The following is a 21,519-nucleotide window of genomic DNA, read 5'->3' as shown; positions in this document are numbered from 1 at the left end:
AGGACCGCATCGTTGACAGATGAATTTTCCTGCAAGAGTATGTGCGCAAAACTACAAGATCTTGCATCGCTCATCAGAGATTCCCAGCCTCTGCCTGCTGGAGGACAACAGTGCGTGCACAGCCCCGCAGACTCGGCGCCGTACTTGCCGCCGCCCTGACCCTGACTCTCGCCTCGCTCGGCACGGAACCCCTGGCCCAGCCGGCGCAGGCCGCTTCGGCCCCGCGGCCGAAGGTGACCGAAACCGCGGACGACCTCACCCTGTCCGTACCGGCCACCGGGAAGACCCCCGGCTACTCCGTCGGCATTCCCACCGACGGCGACCTCGCCCTGCGCACCGAACGCGCCGGCACTCCCGTCCTCGCCACCGCGGGCGGCGACACGGGTGCCTTACGGTTCCGTTCCGGCGGTGCGTGGCAGCACGCCACGGACGTGACCGGCTGGCGCTGGAAGGACGGCGTCCTGACTCTCACCGCCGGCACCACGCTCGCCGGAGCAACGGTCCAAGCGCGCCTCACGCCGGCCGCCGACCGCTACCAACTCGACTGGAACGTGGAGGGAGTCGAGCCGGACCGGCTGGGACTCGCCTACGACCTGGCCTCTGCCGGGCACTGGTACGGGCACGGTGAGGCCGAGACCCCGCAGGGCGGCCCCGGCACCGACCAGCCCTGGCCGCTGGACAGCGGCGAGGTCGAGCACCCGGCCTTCTCCCCCGCCTCGTACCACATGATCGACCCCTTCTGGTACACCTCCAGCTCGGCCGGCCTCCGCGTCGACACCGGGCATGTCATGGACGTGGCGATCAACGAGGGCAAGGACGGACTCGGACGCTTCGACATAGAGTCCGCCGACCCCTACAAGGCCACCGTCTTCGTCGAGTCGACGCCGCTGGAGGTCTACCGCGACTACATCGGCATCGTCGGGAAACCGGCGAAGAGCGACGCCACGTACGAGCAGTACGCCAAACCGGTCTGGAACTCCTGGGCGCAGTTCTACACCAAGGTCGACCAGGAGAAGGTCCTCGACTACGCCACCGACCTGAAGGACAACGGGCTCGAAGGGCACGCCCTCCAGCTCGACGACAAGTGGGAGTCGAACTACGGCAACCTGACCTTCGACGCGAAGGCCTACCCCGACCCCAAAGCCATGTCGAAGAAGATCCACGACCTCGGCTTCGACTTCGGGCTCTGGACCACCCTGTGGATCAACCTCGACTCCGACACCTACCAATTCGCCGTCGACAAGGGCTACTTGCTGGGGGACGCCGCCGACACCGCCAAGCCCTGCACCGTGACCTGGTGGAACGGGACGGCAGGCATCATCGACCTCGCCAACCCTGAGGCCAAGGCCTGGTACACCGGCCGCATCAAGACGCTGATGAGCGACTACGACATCGACGGCCTGAAGTTCGACACCCGCTTCTTCGACGACAAATGCGCCCCGCGCGACGGGTACAGGCCCACCGACTACCAGCGGCTCGGCACCGAACTCGCCGACGAGTTCGACCTGCAGGGCGTGGGTATCCGCGTGCACTGGGACTCCACCGCCCACCAGGCCGGATTCGTCACCCGGCAGGTCGACAAGGGCACCGGCTGGGACTCGGTCCGTGCCTCCGTCAGCCAGAACCTCGCGATCTCCACGATCGGCTACCCCTTCGTCACCACCGACATGATCGGCGGCTCCGGAGGCCAACCGGCCCCGGAAAAAGACGTGTTGATCCGCTCGGCCCAGGTCGCCTCGCTGATGCCGCTGATGTACTCCTCGACGTCGCCCGTGGACACCATCGACGTGACCACCGGCCAGAAGGTCGTCTACGACCAGCAGACCATCGACCTCTACCGGGCGGCGATCAAGCGGCACGAACGTCTCGCGCCGTACATCTGGGACCAGGTGCAGCAGACCCTGAAGAACGGTGACCCGATCGTCCGGCCGCTGTTCTTCGACTTCCCGAAGGACAAGGCCGGTTACACCGTCTCCGACGAGTGGATGCTCGGCCCCGCCGTCCTCGCCGCACCGCAGGTCGCCGACAGGGCCACCCGGACCGTACATCTGCCCCCGGGCACCTGGTACGACGTCAACCAGGGCACCGTGATCCGCGGCCCGAAGGACCTCAAGGGCTACGGCGCTCCCCTCGGCGTCACCCCCGCCTTCGTGAACCTCAAGGCCAAGGGTGCGGACAAGGCCCTGCGCGCCCTGCGGAGCGCCAAGGCCCCCGCCGCCTCCGTGTTGCTGGCCCCCGACGCGCCGGAGACCGGCAACGGCGAGGCCTTCGAGATCACCACCACGGCCACCAACTGGAGCTCCCGGCCGCTGAAGCGGGCCACGGCCGCTCTTCAGGCGCCCGACGGCTGGCAGGTCAAGGCCATCACGGGCGCGACGACCAGGTCGCTCGCCGCCGGCACCACGCTCACCACCAAGTGGACCGTCACTCCGCCCGCCGACGCGACCTGGGGCAGCCAACCCCTCACCGGGACGGTGACCTACGACGGCAGCCCGCCGGTCTCCGACCGCGTCCCCGTGAAGGTGAAGCCGCAGCCGGGCGCGGTCTCGGCGCCGTACCGCACCGCCGACACCGCGGGGGACGCCCAATTCGCCCAGGCCGGTGACCAGTTCGCCATCTGGGCGGGCGGCCAGGACCTGTCCGGCTGGAAGGACGAGAAGGCAGTCGTCTACGAGAAGTCAGTGGTCGCGGACAAGGCCACCGTACGGACACGGCTCGTCTCCCAGGAGTCCGTCAGCCCCGTCGGCAAGGCCGGCATCGCCGTCGCCAACGACCTGACAGCGCCCGAGAAGGGCGGCTACGCGGTCCTCGTCATGACCGACAAGTACGGCCTGGAATTCATGACCGACAGCGACGGCGACGGAAAACTCGACACCTGGGCGGGCGGCGGCCAGACGTACCACCCCGCCCACCTCAAGCTGGTGCGCGACGGCACGACCTACACCGCATACGCGAGCAAGGACGGCACCACCTGGTCGACCGTCGGCTCGGCCACGGTCGCCTCGGCCTCCGGCACCGGCGACGCGGGCCTGGTCGCGTCGGGCGCCAACGTCAACTACCCGGGCGAACGGATCCAGGCCCTCTTCGACGGATTCTCCGTCACCGCGTCCTGAACGGACACCGCGTCAGGGCGCTTCCGGCCGACACAGCCCGCAAGCACCCTGACAACCCGGCAGTACCCGACGGCCCTTTTCCGACAGGGGTTCACCCATGCCACGGCTCGCCCGTACACCTGCCCTCATCGCGTCCTTCCTCGCCGGCGCACTCGTCGCGACGGCCACCACCGTCATCGCGGCCCCCGACGACGACCAGCACAGACCGACCACCACCTGGCTGACCGTGAAGGTCGCCGACGCCATGGGCACCAGGGACACCGTCACCTGGGTCCCCACCGGCTCCTTCGCAAGCTCCGCGGAGGTCCGCGTCCCCCGCTATCCGATGACCGCCGTCGAGGGCAAGGACACCAAGGACCTGGCCCTGGACGCCGTACGCGGCGAACAGGTCTCCGCGCAGCTCGCCATCGCCTCCGGCACCAGCCTCAACGACGTGCACGCGAAGGTCGGCGACCTGACCGGGCCCGGTGGCGCCAAGCTCGACGGCGACAGCACCCGGGTGCGGTTCGTGAAGTACGTCCCCGTGCAGCGCTCCAAGAGCGAGGTCGACTGGTCGGCCACCATCGACCAGGTCAGCTCCGCCAAGGAGGTCTCCGGCGACCGCAACCCGGACGTCGTCGGCGACCCGCTGGAGGACCGCGACTCCGTCGACGTCCCCGCGTACGCCGCCCAGCCGCTCTGGTTCACCTTCAACATCCCGAAGAACGCCAGGCCCGGCACGTACAGGGGAACGGTCCGCGTCGACGTCGGCGACGACACGCAGGCCACGTACCCGCTCACCATCAAGGTCGCCGACGCCACCGTCCCGGCGCCCGCCGACTACTCGTTCTTCCTCGACGTCTGGGCGCAGCCGGAGACCATCGCACAGGCCCACAAGGTCAAGCTGTGGTCGAAGGAGCACTGGAAGCTCATCGGGGCGTACGACCGTGATCTGGCCTCGCGCGGGCAGAAGGTCATCAACACGACGATCGTCGACAACCCCTGGCACCACCAGTGGTCGCTCGGCACCCGGGAGTCGCAGACCGCGACGCCGTACTCCAGCATGGTCGGCTGGACGTGGAACGGGACGAAGTTCGCCTTCGACTTCGCCCGCTGGGACAAGTACGTCGAGACCGCGAGGAAGGCCGGGCTCGGCCCCGACATCGGCGCCTTCTCGATGCTGGCGTTCCAGGACCAGGAACACCTCACCTACACCGACACCCGGACCCGCAGGACGGTCTACGAGAACGTCGATCTGGGCGGGACCCGCTGGCGCCAGGCGTGGGGCGCCTATCTGCCCGCCTTCGAGGCCCATCTGAAGAACAAGGGCTGGCTGAAGGACACCTGGCTGTCCTTCGACGAGCGGCCGATCAGCACCATGACGGTGGTCAAGGACTTCGTCCACGAGGTGGCGCCGGTCTTCGACGACCGGATCTCCGTGGCCGGCTCGATCAGCACGGAGGGCGTCGCGTCGAACCTGTCGGTCGACTGGGGCGGCATCGACGCGATGACGAAGGAGAAGGCGGCGCAGCGGCGCGCGGCCGGCAAGATCACCACGTTCTACGTGTACGGCGCGCCCGCCCACCCCAACACCCTGTCGTACTCCCCCGCCGTCGAGTCGCGGATGCTCCCCTGGATCTCCGCCGAGCGCGATCTCGACGGGTTCCTGCGCTGGTCGTACAACAGCTGGACCAGCGACCCCTTCAAACAGCCCGTGCACATCTTCACCCAGGGCGACGAATACCTGGTCTACCCGGGGAAGAACGGGCCGATGTCCAGCATCCGCTGGGAGCAACTCAAGGAAGGCATCGAGGACTTCGAGCTCATCAAGCAGCTGCGCGCGAAGGACGGCGGTGACAGCGCCGCCCTCACCGAGGCCCTCACCACGGCCACCCGGGATCTGGACGGCCGTACGAAGAACGTGACCGACATCGAGACCGCGCGGGCGGCCGTGGTGAAGGGGCTGACGTCATGAGAGGGCGCGGGAGATCCCTGCTGCTCGCCTTCCTGCTGACCGTCATGTCGCTGACCGCTCCGGCTGCCACCGCGGCGATGTCACCTGCCCAGGCGGAGACCCAGGCGGCGCCCTCCGCGGGAAAGCGGCACACGGTCACCTACGACCAGTACTCCGTGCGGGTCGACGACAAACCCCTCTACATCTGGGGCGCCGAGCTGCACTACTTCCGGCTGCCCAGCCCGGACGCCTGGCGTGACGTGCTCCAGAAGATCAAGGCGGGCGGCTTCAACGCGGTCTCCCTGTACTTCGACTGGGGCTACCACTCCGCCAAGCCGGGCAGTTACGACTTCACCGGCATCCGTGATGTGGAGCGGCTGCTCGACGAGGCCGAGCGGGCAGGTCTGTATGTGATCGCCCGCCCCGGCCCCTACATCAACGCCGAGGTCTCCGGCGGCGGCATGCCCGCCTGGCGCTCGGCCCAGGCCGGCGTGAACCGCACCTCCGAGCCGGAGTACCTGAACGCGGCGCGGGAGTGGATGAGCCGGATCAACCCGATCATCGCGCGACACCAACTCACCCGCGGTACGGGCTCGGTGATCCTCTATCAGGTCGAGAACGAGTACCAGGGCGGGCGTCACGACGCGGACTACATGCAGACGCTCATCGACTGGGCCAAGCAGGACGGCATCGACGTGCCGACCTTCGTCAACGACGGCGGCGCCAACCAGAACTGGGTGAGCGGCAAGGGCGCCCCCGACATCTACGGCTTCGACGCCTACCCGCAGGGCTTCGACTGCAAGGACCCCGACACCTGGAAGAACCTGCCGGACTACTCCTACGTCAACGAGTGGAAGCCCCAGTCGCCGCTGATCATCCCGGAGGCACAGGGCGGCGCCTTCGACCCGTGGGGCGGCACCGGCTACCAGGACTGCGCGAAACTCACCGGCACCGACTTCACCCGGGTCTTCGGCAAGATGAACATCGCCGCCGGCGTCACCGGCCAGTCCTTCTACATGACGTACGGCGGCACCAACTGGGGCTGGCTCGCCGACCCCAACGCCGTCTACACGTCGTACGACTACGGGGCTCCGATCAACGAGTCCCGCCAACTCACCGTCAAGTACCAGGAGTTCAAGCGTCTCGGGTACTTCGTCAACTCGGTCGGCTCACTGGCGCGGACCGACAAGGCCCAGGCACCGGCCCCCTCCGACGAGGCGCTGCGCATCGACCGGCGCGTCAACCCCGACGACGGCACCCAGTTCTTCACCGTCCGGCACGCCGACACCCGGGTGAAGGACAAGGACGAGACGACGCTGTCCCTGTCGGGTGCGGACGGCGACTATCCACGCGTGCCGCAGCAGGGCGCGATCACCGTCGACGGCCGGGACGCCAAACTCCTCGTCGCCGGCTACGACCTGGGCGACCAGCGGCTCGTCTACTCCACCTCGGAGATCATGACGCACGCCACCATCGGCGACCGCGAGGTGGCCCTGTTGTACGGACGGGCGGGCGAGGCCGGCGAGACCGTACTGCGGTACGCGAAGCGGCCCCAGGTGAAGGTGCTCGCCGGCGACGTCACCGCCACCTGGGACGCCGAACGCGGCGACCTGCGCCTGAACTACACCCACAAGGGGCTGGCCCGGGTGCGGGTGAACGGCCTGGAACTGCTGATAGCCGACGTCGCCGAGACCGCCCACTGGTGGCGGCAGGACACCTCCGCCGGGCCGGTCCTGGTACGCGGCCCGTCCCTGGTCCGTACGGCCGACGTCGCGGGCGGCACACTGAAGTTGACTGGTGACTCCGCCAAGTCTGCGAAGATCGAGGTCATCGCGGACGCGAAGAGGGTCACCTGGAACGGCCGCAGGACCACCGTCACCGAAGCGCCGGAGCCGGTCCGGCTGCCCGCGCTGTCGGCATGGAAGTACAAGGAGGAAGCCCCGGAATCCGCCCCGGACTTCGACGACTCCTCCTGGACCACGGCCGCCCGCCTGACCGCCGCCAACGCCGCGCTGAACGGCTCGCTGCCGGTGCTCGCGATGGACGAGTACGGCTACCACCACGGCAACGTCTGGTACCGGGGCCGGTTCAGGACCACCGGTGCGGCGACCGCGCTCGCGCTGACCGCCGACACCGGCCCGACCGGCCAGTACGCGGTCTGGCTCAACGGCCGCTACCTCGGCAGCTCCGGCGACGGCGCACACACCTTCGACATCCCCTCCGGCACCCTCAAGGCCGGCGGCGACAACGTGCTCGCCGTCCTGGCCGAGAACGCGGGCCACAACGAGGAATGGGGCCACGACTACTCCAAGGAGCCGCGCGGTCTGCTCGGCGCCGAGGTGATCGGCGGGGCCTCCACCCTCACCTGGAGGATCCAGGGCAGCCGTGGCAGCGAGAACCCGGTCGACACCGCACGCGGCCCGTACAACAACGGCGGGCTGTACGGAGAGCGGGCCGGCTGGTCGCTGCCCGGTTATCCGGACGCCGGCTGGAAGCGCACCGCACTCGCCGCCGGCTCCGCGGCGACGGAGCCCGGCGTGCGGTGGTACCGCACCGACGCGAAGCTGGATCTGCCCAAGAGGCAGGACAACGCGATCGCGCTGGACCTGGCGGAGGCCGCCGGCGGCAGCACGGCCTACCGTGCGCAGATCTTCGTCAACGGCTGGCTGATCGGACGCTATCTGCCCGCCACCGGACCCCAGACCCGTTTCGTCATCCCCAAGGGCATCCTGCGCGAGCAGGGCGACAACAGCATCGCCCTGGCGGTGTGGTCCAACGGCAAGGCGGCCGGCCCTGGTTCGGCCAAGCTCGTCGACCTCGGCGCAACGGCCGGCGGGATCAAGGTGAACACGGTGGCCGCGCCCTCGTACGACGCGAAGACGTACGCCATGCCGGACGCCGGGGCCCGGGTCTCCGTGGAAGCCGAGCCGTTCCTGAGCACCGGCGTGGCCACCGAGGTCCCCGTCACGCTCACCGTGCCGAAGAACGCCCCCACCGCCCGCGCCGTCCACCTGTCACTGACCGTCCCGGACGGCTGGAACGCGACCGCGGACGGGGCCACCGCCTTCGCACGGGTCGCGCCCGGCGCGTCGGTGACCGCCGTGTACACCGTGACCCCGCCCGCCGACCCGGTTCACTACGCCGTGCTGTCCGCGACCGCCACGCTGCAACAGCCCGGCCACCCGTCCACGGTGACCGGCGAGCGGGCCGTGCAGGTGCCGCCGCCGGGGCTCTCCAAGGACGCCTACGTCAGCGATCTGACCCTGGTCAAGGCCGTCAACGGCTGGGGGCCCGTCGAGAAGGACCTGTCCAACGGCGAGGCCGCCGCCGGTGACGGACGCACCCTCACCATCGCCGGCGCCCCCTACGACAAGGGTCTCGGTGTCCACGCGAACAGCCAGGTCAGGGTCTATCTCGGCGGAAGCTGCACCCGGTTCACCGCCGTCGCCGGGGTGGACGACGAGGTCGGTGACGGCGGCAGCGTCTCCTTCCAGGTGGTCGCCGACGGCCGCACCCTCGCCACCACCCCGGTCGTGTCCGGCTCCGACGGCGGCACCGCCGTCGACGTGGACGTGTCCGGGGCCCGCTGGCTGGACCTGCTGGTCGACGGGGGCGGCGACGTCTCCAGCGATCACGCCGACTGGGCGAACGCCGAGCTGACCTGTAAGGGCGGTTCCTGATGGCCGTACAACAACGCGCGATACGCGGCGGGCCCCTCGCCCTGCTGCTGGCGCTCATCGCCGTCCTGGCGGGGCCGGTGACACCCGCCGAGGCCGGCCGGCAGGCCGACGGGCACGGCTGGACCGGCACGTGGGCGACGGCCCCGAGCGAGCACTACGAGGTCTCGGGCATGTCCGAGGTCACGGTGCGGATGCCGGTGCGCACCAGCGTCGGCGGCTCCCGGGTACGCGTCCGGCTGTCCAACGCGTACGCCACCGAGCCGGTGACGATCGGTCACGCGACCGTGGGGCTGCGCGACGGCGGCTCCGCCGTCACGCAACCGTACGAGGTGCGGTTCGGCGGACAGCGGCAGGTGACGATCCCGGCGGGCGGCACAGCGGTCAGCGACCCGGTCCGGTTCCCGCTGCCCGCCGGTGCCGACCTGGTGGTCAGCCTCTATCTGTCCGGTCAGGTCACACACATCACCGACCACTGGTGGGCGCAGCAGACCGTGTACTGGACGGACTACCAGGCCGGTGACCACGCCGCCGACACCGGCGGTGACGCCTTCACCTGGACCACCACCAGCTGGCCGTTCCTGTCCGGCGTCGACGTGAGCGCGCCCAAGGCGCGGGCGGTGGTGGCACTCGGCGACTCGATCACCGACGGGTCCTACTCGACGGCCGACACCAACCGGCGTTGGCCCGACCTGCTGTCCGCGCGGCTGAACGCCTGTCGGCCCGGCGCCGGGGTGCTCAACGCGGGCATCACCAGCAACCGGATCACCGCCGGGACCGAGACCAACCCCTCCGCGCTGGACCGCCTCGAACGGGATGTGCTGTCCCAGCCGGGGGCCAGGACCCTGATCCTCTTCGAGGGGATCAACGACCTCGGAGGGGCGAGCGCCGAGCAGATCATCGCCGGGATGAAGACCATCGCGAGCCGGGCCCACCAGCGCGGTATGCGGGTCGTCGGCGCCACGATCACCCCGTACAAGGGCTTCACCTGGGGTGGCTGGACCGAGGAGACGGAGGCCCGGCGCCAGCGGGTCAACGCGTTCGTGCGGCACTCCGGCCATGTCTTCGACGCCTACGCCGACTTCGACCGGGCGGTACGCGACCCGGCCGACCCGCAGCGACTCGCCGAGGCGTACGACTCCGGCGACCATCTGCATCCCGACGACGCCGGCATGAAGGCCTTCGCCGACTCCATCGACCTGACCTCGCTCGGCCTCGGCCGCGGCTGTCCCTGAGGAGGACCCGTAGTGCTCGGAGTTGTCGGACACCGAAGAAGACTGGCGGCCCTGGCCGCGGGCACGGTCGCCGTGCTGGCAGGGCTGCTGCTCCCGGCGGCCCCCACGGCGCACGCGGCACCGGCGCAGCAGACACAGGCGGGGACACAGGCAGGGAAGCAGAAGGGGACGCAGGGCTGGACGGGGACCTGGGCCACCGCCCAGCACGCCGCGTACGACCCGGGCACCTCCGAGGTGACCGTGCGCATTCCGGTACGGGTGAGCGCGGGCGGGTCCAGCGTGCGCATCCGGCTGACCAACGGCTTCACCACCGAACCGGTGACGATCGGGCACGCCACGGTCGGACTGCGTGAGGGCGGCAGCGCCGTCACCAAGCCGCGCCGGCTGAGCTTCGGCGGGAAGAGCGAGGTGACGATCCCGGCCGGCGGGCAGGCGGCCAGTGACCAGGTCCGGCTCACCGTGCCCGCCCTGAGCGACGTGGTGGTCAGCCTGTACTTCCCGGGCCGGCTCACCCACATCAGCCAGCACTGGATGGGCCTGCAGACCGTCTACTGGACACCTGACGGCGGCGGCGACCACGCCGGGGACGCCGCCGGAGGGGCCTTCACCCGGACCGACTCCACCTTCCCGTTCCTGACCGGGGTCGATGTGCGGGGCGGTAGCGCGGCGGGCTCCGTCGTGGCGCTCGGCGACTCCATCACCGACGGGGCGTCCTCCACGTCGAACGCCGATCGGCGCTGGCCCGACTACGTGGCCACCCGGCTGTCCGCCTGCACGACCACCGCCGGAGTACTGAATGAGGGCATCAGCGGCAACCGGATCACGGCCGGTACGGACGGCAATCCCTCGGCGCTCGAACGGCTGGAGCGCGATGTCCTGACCCAGCCGAACGCCCGCACAGTGGTCCTCTTCGAAGGTGTCAACGACCTCAGCTGGGGCGGCGCCACCGGCGACCAGGTGATCGACGGCATGAAGGAGATCGCCCGGCGTGTGCACGCCCGCGGCCTGCGGCTGATCGGCGCGACCGTCGTCCCGTACCGGGGCTGGGGCGACTGGTGGACCGAGGCCAAGGAGGCCGACCGGCAGAAGGTCAACGCGTTCGTCCGGGACTCCGGCGGGATCCTCGACGGGTACGCCGACTTCGACCGGGCGGTACGCGACCCGGCCGACCCCACCCGCTATGCCGCCGCGTTCGACTCCGGCGACCATCTGCACCCCAACGACACCGGGATGAAGGCCTTCGCCGACTCCGTCGACCTGCCCGGCCTGCGCGTGGCACGCGACTGCCCCTCGACCCGCGTCCGCCTCACCCCGTACCGGCCGAGTCTGGGGACCGGCGGCCAGGGCACGAAGATCACGGCGACGCTGACCAACGACGGCTCCACGGTCGCCACCAGCCTCCGCACCCGGCTGGAGCTCCCGGCCGGCTGGTCCGCCGAATCGGCGGGCGGCGCGCCCCTGCGCACCCTCGGCCCCGGGCAGAGCACCACCGTCGCCTGGACCGTCTCCCCCGGCTCCGACACCGCCTGGGGCACCCACCCGTTGGGGGTCCGCAGCTCCTACCGCCAAAGCGGGCGCCAACGGTTCGACGCCGACGAGGTGGACGCCACGGTCATCCCCGTCCCCTCCGGCGTGCGAGCGCCGTACCGGACGACCGCGACCACCGACGACGCCCAATACGCGCAGAACGGCGACCAGTTCGCCATCTGGGCGGGCGGCCAGGACCTGTCCGGGTGGAAGGACGAGAAGGCCGCCGTCTATCTGCCCGGCGCCGCGCCCGCCGTCGGCTCCGTGACGGCCCGCGTCGTCGGGCAGAGCGGCAGCGGGCCCTCCGCCAAGGCCGGGATCGCCGTCGCCAACGACCTGACCGCGCCCGAGAAGGGCGGCTACGCCGTGCTGACCATGTCCGCGCAGTTCGGCCTGGAGTTCCTGACCGACAGCGACGGCGACGGCCGCCTGGACACCTGGGCCGGTGGCGGCTCCTCCTACCACCCCGCCTGGCTGAGACTCGTCCGCGACGGGACCACGTACACGGCCTACGCCAGTGCCGACGGAGCCGCCTGGCAGCAGGTCGCCGCCGCCACCGTGCCGTCCGCGAGCGGCGACGGCGACGCGGGTCTGGTCGCGAGCGCCGTCAACCTCAACTACCCCGGCCAGAGCACCACCGCGGTCTTCGACTCCTTCTCCACGACCAAGTGAGAGGCACCGAAATGGCAGTCAATCGCAGGGACTTCATGACCACGGCTGCCGCCGTCGGCGGCGCCGTACTCCTCGCCCCGCCCGGCACCGCCCAGGCCCTCACCGGCATTGCCGACTACCAGCCGACCAGGACGTCGCTCGACACCCACCCGGTGCCGCGCTGGTACAAGGACGCCAAGTTCGGCATCTTCGTCCACTGGGGCATCTACTCGGCCATCGCCGGCGCGACACCGAGAAGCGCCTCCGAGTGGTACCTGTGGTACCAGAGCACCAAGGACACCGCTGAGTGGAAGTACCACCGCGACACCTACGGCGAGAACGTCACCTACGACGACCTCATCCCGCAGTTCACCGCGCACGACTACGACCCGGACGCCTGGGTGCGGCTGTTCGAGCAGGCGGGCGCCGAGTACTTCGCGCTGACCAGCAAGCACCACGACGGATTCGCCCTCTACCCCAGCAAGGTGACGAACCGTCACTCCATGGCGTACGGCCCGAAGCGTGACCTCGTCGGCGAACTGATGACGGCGGCCCGCAAGCGCGGCACCGTACGGCCCGGTCTGTACTACTCGCTCGGCGAGTTCTTCAACCCGGCGATCGGCCGGCCCATGCGCAACTTCTACACCGACCAGGACATCCCGATGACCGGCTACAAGCCGGTGACGGACTACGTCGGCGACTACGAGCTCAAGCAGCTGTACGAGATCATCGACCGCTACGACCCGGAACTGCTGTGGGCGGACGGACAGTGGTTCCGCCCCACCGGCAACCCGCCCTGGCGCAGCGAAGAACCCATGGCCCACTACTACAACCGGGCCAAGAACCGTAAGCACCCCAAGGGTGTCGTGATCAACGACCGGTTCGACACCCACTTCGACTTCGCGACGTACGAGCAGCGCACCAACCCCACGATGGACCCGCAGAAGTGGGAGTGCTGCATGACCATCGGCTACTCCTGGGGTTACAACAAGCACGAGCCGGACGAGGACTACAAGACCTCCGAGTTCCTGATCCAGCTGCTCGCCGACGTGGTCAGCAAGAACGGCAACCTGCTGCTCAACATCGGCCCCAAGGCGGACGGCACGATCCCCGCCATCATGCAGGAGCGCCTGCGGGACATCGGCGCCTGGCTGAAGGTCAACGGCCCCGCGATCTACGGATCGGCGCCCTGGGTGCGGGCGGAGGAGGAAGGCAGCCCGCTCGGCATCCGGTACACCGTCTCGCCCGGCACGTTCAACATCATCGTCCTGGGCGCGCCCAGCGGCACCCTGTCCATACCCGGGGACATCCCGATCAGCGCCACCTCGCGGATCAGGCTCCTCGGCACGAGCGGCACCCTGAGGTGGACCCGCCGCGACGGAAAGATCCACATCGCCGTCCCGTCGTCCCTTCCCAGCCGTATCGCCAACGTCTTCACCGTCGACTGGAACCGGTGAGCCGCATGGGAGTCCGAGGCGGAACCGCGTTCGACACCCTGGGGCCCACGCTCACCGTCACCACCGAGCCGGCCGAGCCCACCGGCGGCGGCACGGTGACCGCGACGGCGGTCCTCACCAACGACTGCCCCTTCCCGCTCCGCAACGCCGTGCTCCATCTGATCGGCCCCGGCGCCGTCACCGCGGCGCAGACCATCCCGCTCGGCGACCTGCGGCGCGGCGCGCGGACCGTCCGCCGCTGGGAGACGACGATGCCGGCCGACGTGGCCGGGGACGTCGCGTTCACCGCCCACGTCGTCTTCGACGTCGACGGACGCAGCACCGACTGCGCGCGGTCCTCGAAGACGTTCACGGTGCCCTACGAGCCCAACGGGGTGCGGGACCCGTACCGCACGTTCACCACCGCGGACGACACCGGATTCGGCCAGTACGGCAGCCAGTTGGTGATCTGGGCGGGCGGCCGGGACCTGTCCGGCGGCACCGACGAGAAGGGCGTCATCCACCTCCCCGGCTCCTTCACCGAGTCGGGTGTGGTGCAGGTCGAGGCGGTCGGCCTCACCGGGACCGACAACCCCACCGCGAAGTACGGCATCGCCGTCGCCAACGACCTGACCGCACCCGAGAAGGGCGGCTACGCCGTCCTGACGATGTCGCTGCGGTACGGCCTGGAGTTCATGACCGACAGCGACGGCGACGGGCGTCTCGACACCTGGGCAGGCGGCGGCGGTTCGGCCCACCCATCCTGGCTGCGGCTGGTCCGCTCCGGCACCACGTACACGGCGTACAGCACCACCAACCTGCTGTCGTGGACCGAGGTCGCGAGCGTCACGGTGCCCTCGGCGAGCGGGGCCATGGACGCCGGCGTGGTCGCCAGCGCGGTCAACACCAACTATCCCGGTACGACCGTCCGCGCGGTCTTCGACCGTTTCACCGTGGAGGAAGCATGAGCCGCTACCGCCCCCAGGAGGACTTCCTCACCCCGCCCGTCTCGCTCACCTTCGAGCCGGCCGCCCCCGGTCCCGGTCAGCCGGTGACCCTGACGGCCGAACTCACCAACACCACGCGGATCGCGCTGCGCGGCACGGCACTGTGTTTCTCCGCCGACGGCGGCACCGGCCGGACGGTCTCCCTCGGCACGGTGGCGCCCGGCCGCTCGGTGACCCGGACCTGGCAGACCCGGCTGTCCGACGACGCCGAGGGCGTCGTCCCGCTCATCGCCCACGCGGTCTTCGACGTGCACGAGCACGGATCCGACTGCGCCCGCGTGACCTCGCTGCTCCACCTGCCCTACCGGTCACTGGCCGGCGCCTTCGACAACGCCGGGATCTCCTCCGACACCGCCACCTCCACCGCCGACATCGACGGCTCGCGCTCCAGCCTGTCCGCCGAGGCGCTCGCCTCGGCCGGCCTCACCCCCGGCGCCACGGTCACCCACGACGGAACCGCCTTCACCTGGCCGGACACCGAGCCGGGCGGCAAGGACAACGTGGTGTCGCTCGGCCAGAGCGTACGGCTGTCCGGCACGGGCCGACGGCTGGCCTTCCTCGGCACCAGCACCTGGGGCGCGGGCCAGGGCACCGGCAAGGTCGTGTACGCGGACGGCACCGAGCAGGACTTCTTGGTCGACGTCCCCGACTGGTACGGGGCGTACGCCTCGGCCGCGGTGGTGCTGCCCTACCGCAACCTCCCGTCGGGCCGCGACGACAACCCGGTCAGCCTCTTCACCTTCGGCGTCGACCTGCAGGACAGGGAGCTGTACTCCGTCGTGCTGCCGAAGGTCGGCGACGGCGTGGGCAGCAGTGGTCCCGCCCTGCACATCTTCGCGATGACCGTCACCTGATCCGAGCCGCGGTTCGGCCGCGCCGACCTGAGCTCGAAAGATCCGCAGAGTCCTGAGAGGAACGTCCATGACAGGCAATCAACCCCTCAGCCGCAGAGGTCTGCTGACGGGAGCGGCCGCGTTCGGCGGTGTGGTGCTGCTGTCCCCACCACAGGGCGCCCACGCGGCTCCGGGGCCGGCCGGCCAGGCCGCGAAGCCGTTCGACACGACCCCCGCGTCGGTGGCGCTGCGCCGCCTGCTGCCCGGTCACCACCGGCAGGTCACGCTCTGTGCGCTGGCCCCCGGCGGCGCCGACCGGTTCCGCGTCACGGGCCGGCCCGGTGCAATCACCGTGCAGGGCACCAGCCCCGCGGTGCTGCTCACCGGTCTCAACACCTATCTCGCGCGGGCGGCGCAGGCCGACATCTCCTGGAACGGCGAACAGCTGGACCTGCCCCGGCTGCTGCCCGCCCCCGACGGCGAGATCGCCGCGACGGCCAACGTCCCGCACCGGTTCGCCCTCAACGACACCAACGACGGCTACACCGGCCCCTACCGCGACTGGGACGCATGGCAGCGGGAACTGGACGTCCTCGCCCTGCACGGCGTCAACGAGGTCCTCGTCTACACCGGCGCCGACGCCGTCTACTACGACACCTTTCGCGCATTCGGCTACTCCGACGCGGAGTTGCGGGCCTGGATCCCGGCCCCCGCACATCAGCCGTGGTGGCTCCTGCAGAACATGTCGGGGTTCGGCGGCCCGGTGTCCCGGCGGCTCATCGAGAGGCGCGCCGACCTCGCCGCGAAGATCACCGATCGGCTGCGGGACCTGGGCATGACCCCGGTGCTGCCCGGCTACTTCGGAACCGTGCCCGACGGGTTCGTGGCGAGGAACGGCGGAGACGCGCGGGTCGTGCCCCAGGGCGACTGGGGCGCCTTCAAGCGGCCCGACTGGCTCGACCCTCGGACGACCGTGTTCGCAGAGGTCGCAGCCACCTTCTACCGCGCCCAGTCGGAACGCTTCGGCGACAGCTCGATGTACAAGATGGACCTGCTGCACGAAGGCGGAAACCCGGGCGACGTACCCGTGGGACAGGCCGCCAAGGCCGTGGAGGCATCACTGCGCAAAGCCCACCCCGGCGCCGTCTGGGCCATCCTCGGCTGGCAGAACAACCCGAGCAAGGACATCCTCGACGCCGTCGACAAGGCCCGGATGTTCGTCGTCGACGGCCTCTCCGACCGCTACACTACGGTCACCGACCGGGAGAGCGACTGGGGCGGCACCCCCTACGCGTTCGGCAGCATCTGGAACTTCGGCGGCCACACCCCGATGGGCGCCAACGCCCCCGACTGGGTGGAGCAGTACCCGAAGTGGCGGGACAAGGACAACAGCGCCCTGGCCGGCATCGCCGCCATGCCGGAGGGCGCCGACAACAACCACGCCGCGCTCGCCCTGCTCACCGACCTGGCCTGGACACCCGGCACGATCGACCTCGACGACTGGTTCGCCTCGTATGCCGTGTCCCGCTACGGCGCAGCGGACCCGCACGCCCTCGCCGCCTGGCAGACCATCCGCGACACGGCGTACGGCATGAGCCGCGCCGACGCCTGGAGCGAGGCACCCGACGGACTGTTCGGGGCCCGCCCGAGCCTCGGCGCGAACAAGGCCGCCGCCTGGGGCCCGGAGGCGGACCGCTACGACACCACCGTCTTCGACCGGGCGCTGACCGAACTGCTGCAGGTGGCGCCCGCGTTGCGCGACAGCTCCGCCTACCGGTACGACCTGGCAGACGTGACCCGGCAGGTGCTGTCCAACCGGAGCCGGATGCTGCTGCCACAGATCAAGGCCGCCTACGACACGGCCGACCGCGCCCGTTTCGATGAACTCACCACTATCTGGCTGGACTGGATGCGGCTCATGGACAAGGTGCTGGCCACCAGCGGGCAGCACCTGCTCGGCCGGTGGCTGGCCGACGCCCGCTCCTGGGGCGGCACGAGGGCCGAGAAGGACCAACTGGAGTACGACGCACGGTCGATCATCACCACCTGGGGCGGCCGGGTCAGCAGCGAGGAGGGGTTGCACGACTACGCCAACCGGGAGTGGTCCGGACTGGTCGCAGGCCTGTATCTGACCCGTTGGAAGACGTACTTCCAGGAACTGTCCCGGGCCCTGAAGGAGCACCGCGCCCCGAAGGCCTTCGACTGGTTCGCGCTGGAGGACGACTGGGCGCACCGGCACGACACCTACCCGACGAGGACCACCGGTGACGTCCACAAGCTGGCGCGGCGGGTCCACGACACCTTGGCCGCCGACCCGCACCAGGCCACGCTGACCGCTTCCTCCCCCAAGGGCGCGGTGACGGAGGGCGGTGCGGTCACCGTCACGGTGGCCTTCACCAACCGCAACGGGTTCGCGCCGGCCACCGGGGTGACGCTGTCCGTCCAGGCGCCCGCGGGGATGACCGCGAAGCCGGTCGGGACGGTGACCTCCGCCTCGGTCGCACCGGGCCGGACGTTCTCGGCGGACTTCGAGCTGACGCTCACCGGCACCGTTGCCGACCTGGTGACCCGCGTCCCGGCCACCGCCGCCTACCGCAGCGGCGCCTCGGCGGCCTCGCCCAGGGGGACGGCCACGGCGTCGGTGCGGCTCATGGCGGCGACGGGAGTGCGGGACCCGTACCGGACCGTGAGCTTCAACGACGCCGTCTTCGGCCAGTCGGGCACTGCGCTGGCCATCGAGGGCGCGGGCGCCGACCTGTGGGCCGGCACCAACCAGTTCGGTGCCATCCACCGTGCGGGCGCGTTCGGGACCGCTTCCACCGCCACGGTGAAGGTCGTCTCGCAGGACAGCACCGGCGGCTGGGCCCGCGCCGGGCTGATCGTGCGCAACGACCTGTCCGCCGACGGCTCGCCCGGGTACGTCAACCTGGCCGTGACGCCGTCCAACGGATGCGTGCTGTCCTGGGACTCCGGCCAGGACGGAACGTTCGACTCGATCAAGACGGCCGGTTCCTTCGCCGCACCGGTGTTCCTGCGCCTGACCCGTGCCGGCTCCGCCTACACGGGTGAGGCGAGCACCGACGGCACGACGTGGACCACCATCGGCACGGCCACACCGGGCGGCGCCGCCGGCACCCAGGACGTGGGGGTCTTCATGACGGCGGCGAACGGCTGGACCGGCACCCGCGGGATCGCGGAGTTCCAGGACTTCACGCTCTCCTGACCCCGGCCCCGACCCGGCTCGCTCACGGCCCGGCGTACGACGCGTGCTGAACGGTGCTGACCGCTCAACCGTCGGCCGCCGGGTCCGGTTCGCCGATCGCGCGAGGTATCTGCCTCCGGGAGGTGATGCCGAGCTTGCGGAACACCTTGTTCATGTGAAACTCGACGGTCGAGGTGGTGATGAACAACCGCGTCGCGATCTCGGCGTTGGTCAGCCCCGAGGCGGCCATGGAGCCCACCTGCCGTTCCCGCGGCGTGAGATCGAACCTGGTCTCCTCCGTCCGCCTGCGGGCCGTCTCGCCGGTGGCCAGCAACTCGACCCGGGCCCGCTCGGCGTACGGCACCGCACCGAAGGCGTCGAAGCTCTCATACGCGGCACGCAACTGCGTCCTGGCATCGGAACGCCGCTTGCGGCGACGCAGCCATTCGCCGAACAGCAGTCGCGCCCGGGCCTGCTCCAGGGCCGTCGGAACCGTTCCCAGCACATCGACCGACTCCTGGTAGAACCGTTCGGCCTCGTCGCCCTCGGCTGTCAACGCCCGGCCCAGAGCCAGGGTGCCCAGGGCCCAGGGCGTATCCGCGAGCGGGGCGCGCACCTCCAGCCGGGCCAGGGCCTCGGCTGCGCCGACTCGGTCGCCGACCCGTACACCGGCCTCGATGAGCAGAGGAAGAACGAGGTTGCCGCAGGCCGGGGGGTCGGCCACGAAAACCGCTCGGGCGTGCCGCAACGCCTGCCGGTAACGTCCCTGCCCCAGCTCGAACAGGGTCAGCGCGTGCTGCGCCAGCAACTGGAGCAGGCCGTGGCCGCTGCCCCTCATCTCCGCGGTCCGCCGCACCGCTGCCCGCAGTTCGGCCTCCCGGCCGGTCAGGGCGAACAGGTGGAGCCGGTTGATGTCCCCGCCGCCGGGAAAGCCGGTGTCCTCCGCAATGTCGTCGAACTCGGCGTAGCGGACCTCCGCCTGCGTGAACCGCCCGTCCCAGAGTTCACAGCGCGCTTCGACGAGCAACGTCATGCTCAGCGCGTACAGTGCGCCGGCGTCGCGGTCCGCCGCCGCCAGGCGATCGGTGAGTTCGCGCCCGGCCTCGATGTCCCACAGATCGTCACAGCCCATGGCCACCATCACCGCCAGCGGACTGTTCGTGTCCCCGAACTCGCCACCGGTGCGCAACCGTTCCAGGGCGGTGCGCAGCACGGGCGCGCCGTGCTCGTAGCCCTCGGCCACCCGACGGGCCAGACCCTCCATCAGCAGGTCACGGCCGGGCGTGGCAGTGTCCGAGGCTCGTTGCACTGCGACGACGGCCGCCGCGACCTCGGCCAACGACGTGCCGTGCGTGCGGCCATGGGCGACCAGCGCGGCGTGCAGCGCCTCACAGAGCAGTTCCCAGGTCAGCCGCGGATCCTGCGGACCGAGCCTGGCCACGGCGTCCATCAGCATGGCGGGGACGTCGGCGACGAGGATCTGGAACATCTGTGAGGTGGCCCGCATGCGCAGCTCACGAGTGCGCATGACCGGGCCACGGATGTCGGCTCCGGCCAGGTCGAGCGCGGTCCGTGCCGCCGATGCGTCGCCGGACATCAGATGGGCCTGCGCCGCGTCGAGCAGCCGCTCTGTCCGTTTGGCCGGGTCGCTGGTGAAATCAGCGGCGCGCGACAGGAACAGGGCCTGCTGGGAGTAGCCGCCGCGGGACCGGGCGCGTTCGGAGGCGGCCTCCAGGTCGGCGGCGACCTTCTCGTCCACTCCCTCGGACGCCTCGGCCCGGTGCCAGGCACGGCGGTCGGTGTCCCGCACGGAGTCGCAGGCGGCGGCGAGCGCCGCGTGCATCCGGCGGCGCTCGCCGGGATCGGCGCCGGAGTACACCGCGGAGCGGATCAGAGGATGCCGGAAGGCCGTCGGCACGCCACGGCCGAGGATGCCCGCGGCGACCGCCGGCTCGACAGCGCGGGGCGACAGGCCCAGCGTGCCTGCGGCGCGCCACATCATCGCCGCCTCGCCCGACGGGGCCGCCGCGAGCAGCAACAACAGGGTTCCGGTCTCCGGCGGCAGGGCTCGCACCCGGCGCTGGAAATGCTCTTCCAGCAGACGGCCCACCGGCAGTGGATCTGGCAAGGGGGCGATACCGGACAACTGCTCGGCCGTCAGGGCATCGGCGAGTTCCAGCAGTGCGAGCGGATTGCCGCCGGTCCCGATGACGATCCGGTCGGCCACGGCCGGGTCCACCCGCCGGGTGCCGAAGGAGAGCAGGACCTTGGCCTCCGCCTCGGGCAAGCCGGTGACCGAATGCACGCTCAGTGCGTCGAACAGGCCCGTGCCCGCGAGCCCTTCGCGGACGGCGATGATCAGGCCGAGGGAGTCGGCATGCAGCCGGCGGGCGGCGAAAGCGAGCGCCTCGGCCGACTCCCGGTCCAGCCATTGCGCATCGTCCACCAACAGCAGCAGTGGCTGATCGGCGGCCACCTCGGACAACAGTGTCAGTGTTGCCAGGCCGACCAGGTAACGGTCCGAGGGCAGCCTCGCCGCCAGACCCAGAGCCGCGTCCAGTGCGGCTCGCTGCGGGTCGGGCAGCCGGGCCACCCGGTTCAGGAACGGCCGCAGGAGCCGGTGCAGCGCGCCGAAGCCAAGACCGGTCTCCTGCTCGACCGCGGTCAGCCGGACCACGCGCAGTTCCGCGGCCCGGGTCGCGGCGTACTCCAGCAGCCGGGTCTTGCCGATTCCGGGTTCGCCGGTCAGGACCAGGGCGCCGCTCAGGCCGTCGCGCACCGCGTCGAGCAGCTGTCCGACGGCTGCCCGCTCGGCGTGACGGCCGACCATGGCGAACGTGGCCACAGGTCGGACGGATGCCTGCCGAGCCGCGTTCCACACCATGGGACCGCTCCCCCACTCGTC

At 70.6% G+C, this 21,519-nt stretch carries 10 protein-coding genes; 9 read left to right on the top strand and 1 reads right to left on the bottom strand.

Going from position 1 to position 21,519, the window contains the following annotated elements:
- The first annotated feature begins 110 nt into the window (after positions 1-110).
- The 9 genes from OHT57_RS44835 (at position 111) to OHT57_RS44795 (ending at position 18,635) form a co-directional block, all read left to right on the top strand.
- Positions 111-3,113, top strand: a complete 3,003-nt coding sequence (locus OHT57_RS44835) for a TIM-barrel domain-containing protein (protein ID WP_328752736.1) — start codon at positions 111-113, stop codon at positions 3,111-3,113.
- 97 nt (positions 3,114-3,210) lie between these two features.
- Positions 3,211-5,067: a DUF4091 domain-containing protein gene (locus tag OHT57_RS44830; RefSeq protein WP_328752735.1), complete on the top strand. Its 1,857-nt coding sequence runs from the start codon at positions 3,211-3,213 to the stop codon at positions 5,065-5,067.
- The gene (locus tag OHT57_RS44825) at positions 5,064-8,726 is read left to right on the top strand and encodes a beta-galactosidase (protein ID WP_328752734.1); all 3,663 of its coding nucleotides are present in this window, start codon (positions 5,064-5,066) and stop codon (positions 8,724-8,726) included. The genes OHT57_RS44830 and OHT57_RS44825 overlap by 4 nt, the downstream gene beginning before the upstream one ends.
- On the top strand, positions 8,726-9,958 hold the full coding sequence (locus OHT57_RS44820; protein ID WP_328752733.1) for an SGNH/GDSL hydrolase family protein: 1,233 nt from the start codon (positions 8,726-8,728) through the stop codon (positions 9,956-9,958). The genes OHT57_RS44825 and OHT57_RS44820 overlap by 1 nt, the downstream gene beginning before the upstream one ends.
- Positions 9,959-9,970: 12 nt before the next feature.
- Positions 9,971-12,157 (top strand): GDSL-type esterase/lipase family protein, encoded by a 2,187-nt coding sequence (locus tag OHT57_RS44815; RefSeq protein ID WP_328752732.1) that lies wholly within the window; start codon positions 9,971-9,973, stop codon positions 12,155-12,157.
- Between the two features lie 11 nt (positions 12,158-12,168).
- Positions 12,169-13,593, top strand: a complete 1,425-nt coding sequence (locus OHT57_RS44810; RefSeq protein WP_328752731.1) for an alpha-L-fucosidase — start codon at positions 12,169-12,171, stop codon at positions 13,591-13,593.
- Positions 13,594-13,598: 5 nt separating this feature from the next.
- Positions 13,599-14,540 (top strand): hypothetical protein, encoded by a 942-nt coding sequence (locus OHT57_RS44805; protein WP_328753508.1) that lies wholly within the window; start codon positions 13,599-13,601, stop codon positions 14,538-14,540.
- A complete protein-coding gene (locus OHT57_RS44800) occupies positions 14,537-15,433 on the top strand; it encodes a beta-glucosidase (RefSeq protein WP_328752730.1) in 897 nt (298 codons plus the stop codon). Before OHT57_RS44805 ends, OHT57_RS44800 begins: the two co-directional genes overlap by 4 nt.
- 67 nt (positions 15,434-15,500) lie before the next feature.
- Positions 15,501-18,635, top strand: coding sequence for an alpha-N-acetylglucosaminidase (locus tag OHT57_RS44795; protein WP_328752729.1), 3,135 nt, complete (start codon positions 15,501-15,503; stop codon positions 18,633-18,635).
- 64 nt (positions 18,636-18,699) lie between these two features.
- On the opposite strand, the gene OHT57_RS44790 is transcribed toward OHT57_RS44795, so the two are convergent.
- Entirely contained in the window at positions 18,700-21,498 is a 2,799-nt protein-coding gene (locus tag OHT57_RS44790) for a helix-turn-helix transcriptional regulator (RefSeq protein WP_328752728.1), read from the bottom strand.
- Between the last annotated feature and the right edge of the window lie 21 nt (positions 21,499-21,519).

It is taken from the genome of Streptomyces sp. NBC_00285, from assembly GCF_036174265.1.
Lineage (GTDB): Bacteria > Actinomycetota > Actinomycetes > Streptomycetales > Streptomycetaceae > Streptomyces.
This window is presented reverse-complemented; position numbering and strand designations above follow the sequence as displayed.

Bases quoted from the DNA above. Each gene is read 5' to 3' on its own strand.
- OHT57_RS44825 (WP_328752734.1), top strand. From the start codon at position 5,064: ATGAGAGGGCGCGGGAGATCCCTGCTGCTCGCCTTCCTGCTGACCGTC.
- OHT57_RS44795 (WP_328752729.1), top strand. From the start codon at position 15,501: ATGACAGGCAATCAACCCCTCAGCCGCAGAGGTCTGCTGACGGGAGCG.
- OHT57_RS44810 (WP_328752731.1), top strand. From the start codon at position 12,169: ATGGCAGTCAATCGCAGGGACTTCATGACCACGGCTGCCGCCGTCGGC.
- OHT57_RS44805 (WP_328753508.1), top strand. From the start codon at position 13,599: ATGGGAGTCCGAGGCGGAACCGCGTTCGACACCCTGGGGCCCACGCTC.
- OHT57_RS44790 (WP_328752728.1), bottom strand. From the start codon at position 21,498: ATGGTGTGGAACGCGGCTCGGCAGGCATCCGTCCGACCTGTGGCCACG.
- OHT57_RS44820 (WP_328752733.1), top strand. From the start codon at position 8,726: ATGGCCGTACAACAACGCGCGATACGCGGCGGGCCCCTCGCCCTGCTG.
- OHT57_RS44830 (WP_328752735.1), top strand. From the start codon at position 3,211: ATGCCACGGCTCGCCCGTACACCTGCCCTCATCGCGTCCTTCCTCGCC.
- OHT57_RS44800 (WP_328752730.1), top strand. From the start codon at position 14,537: ATGAGCCGCTACCGCCCCCAGGAGGACTTCCTCACCCCGCCCGTCTCG.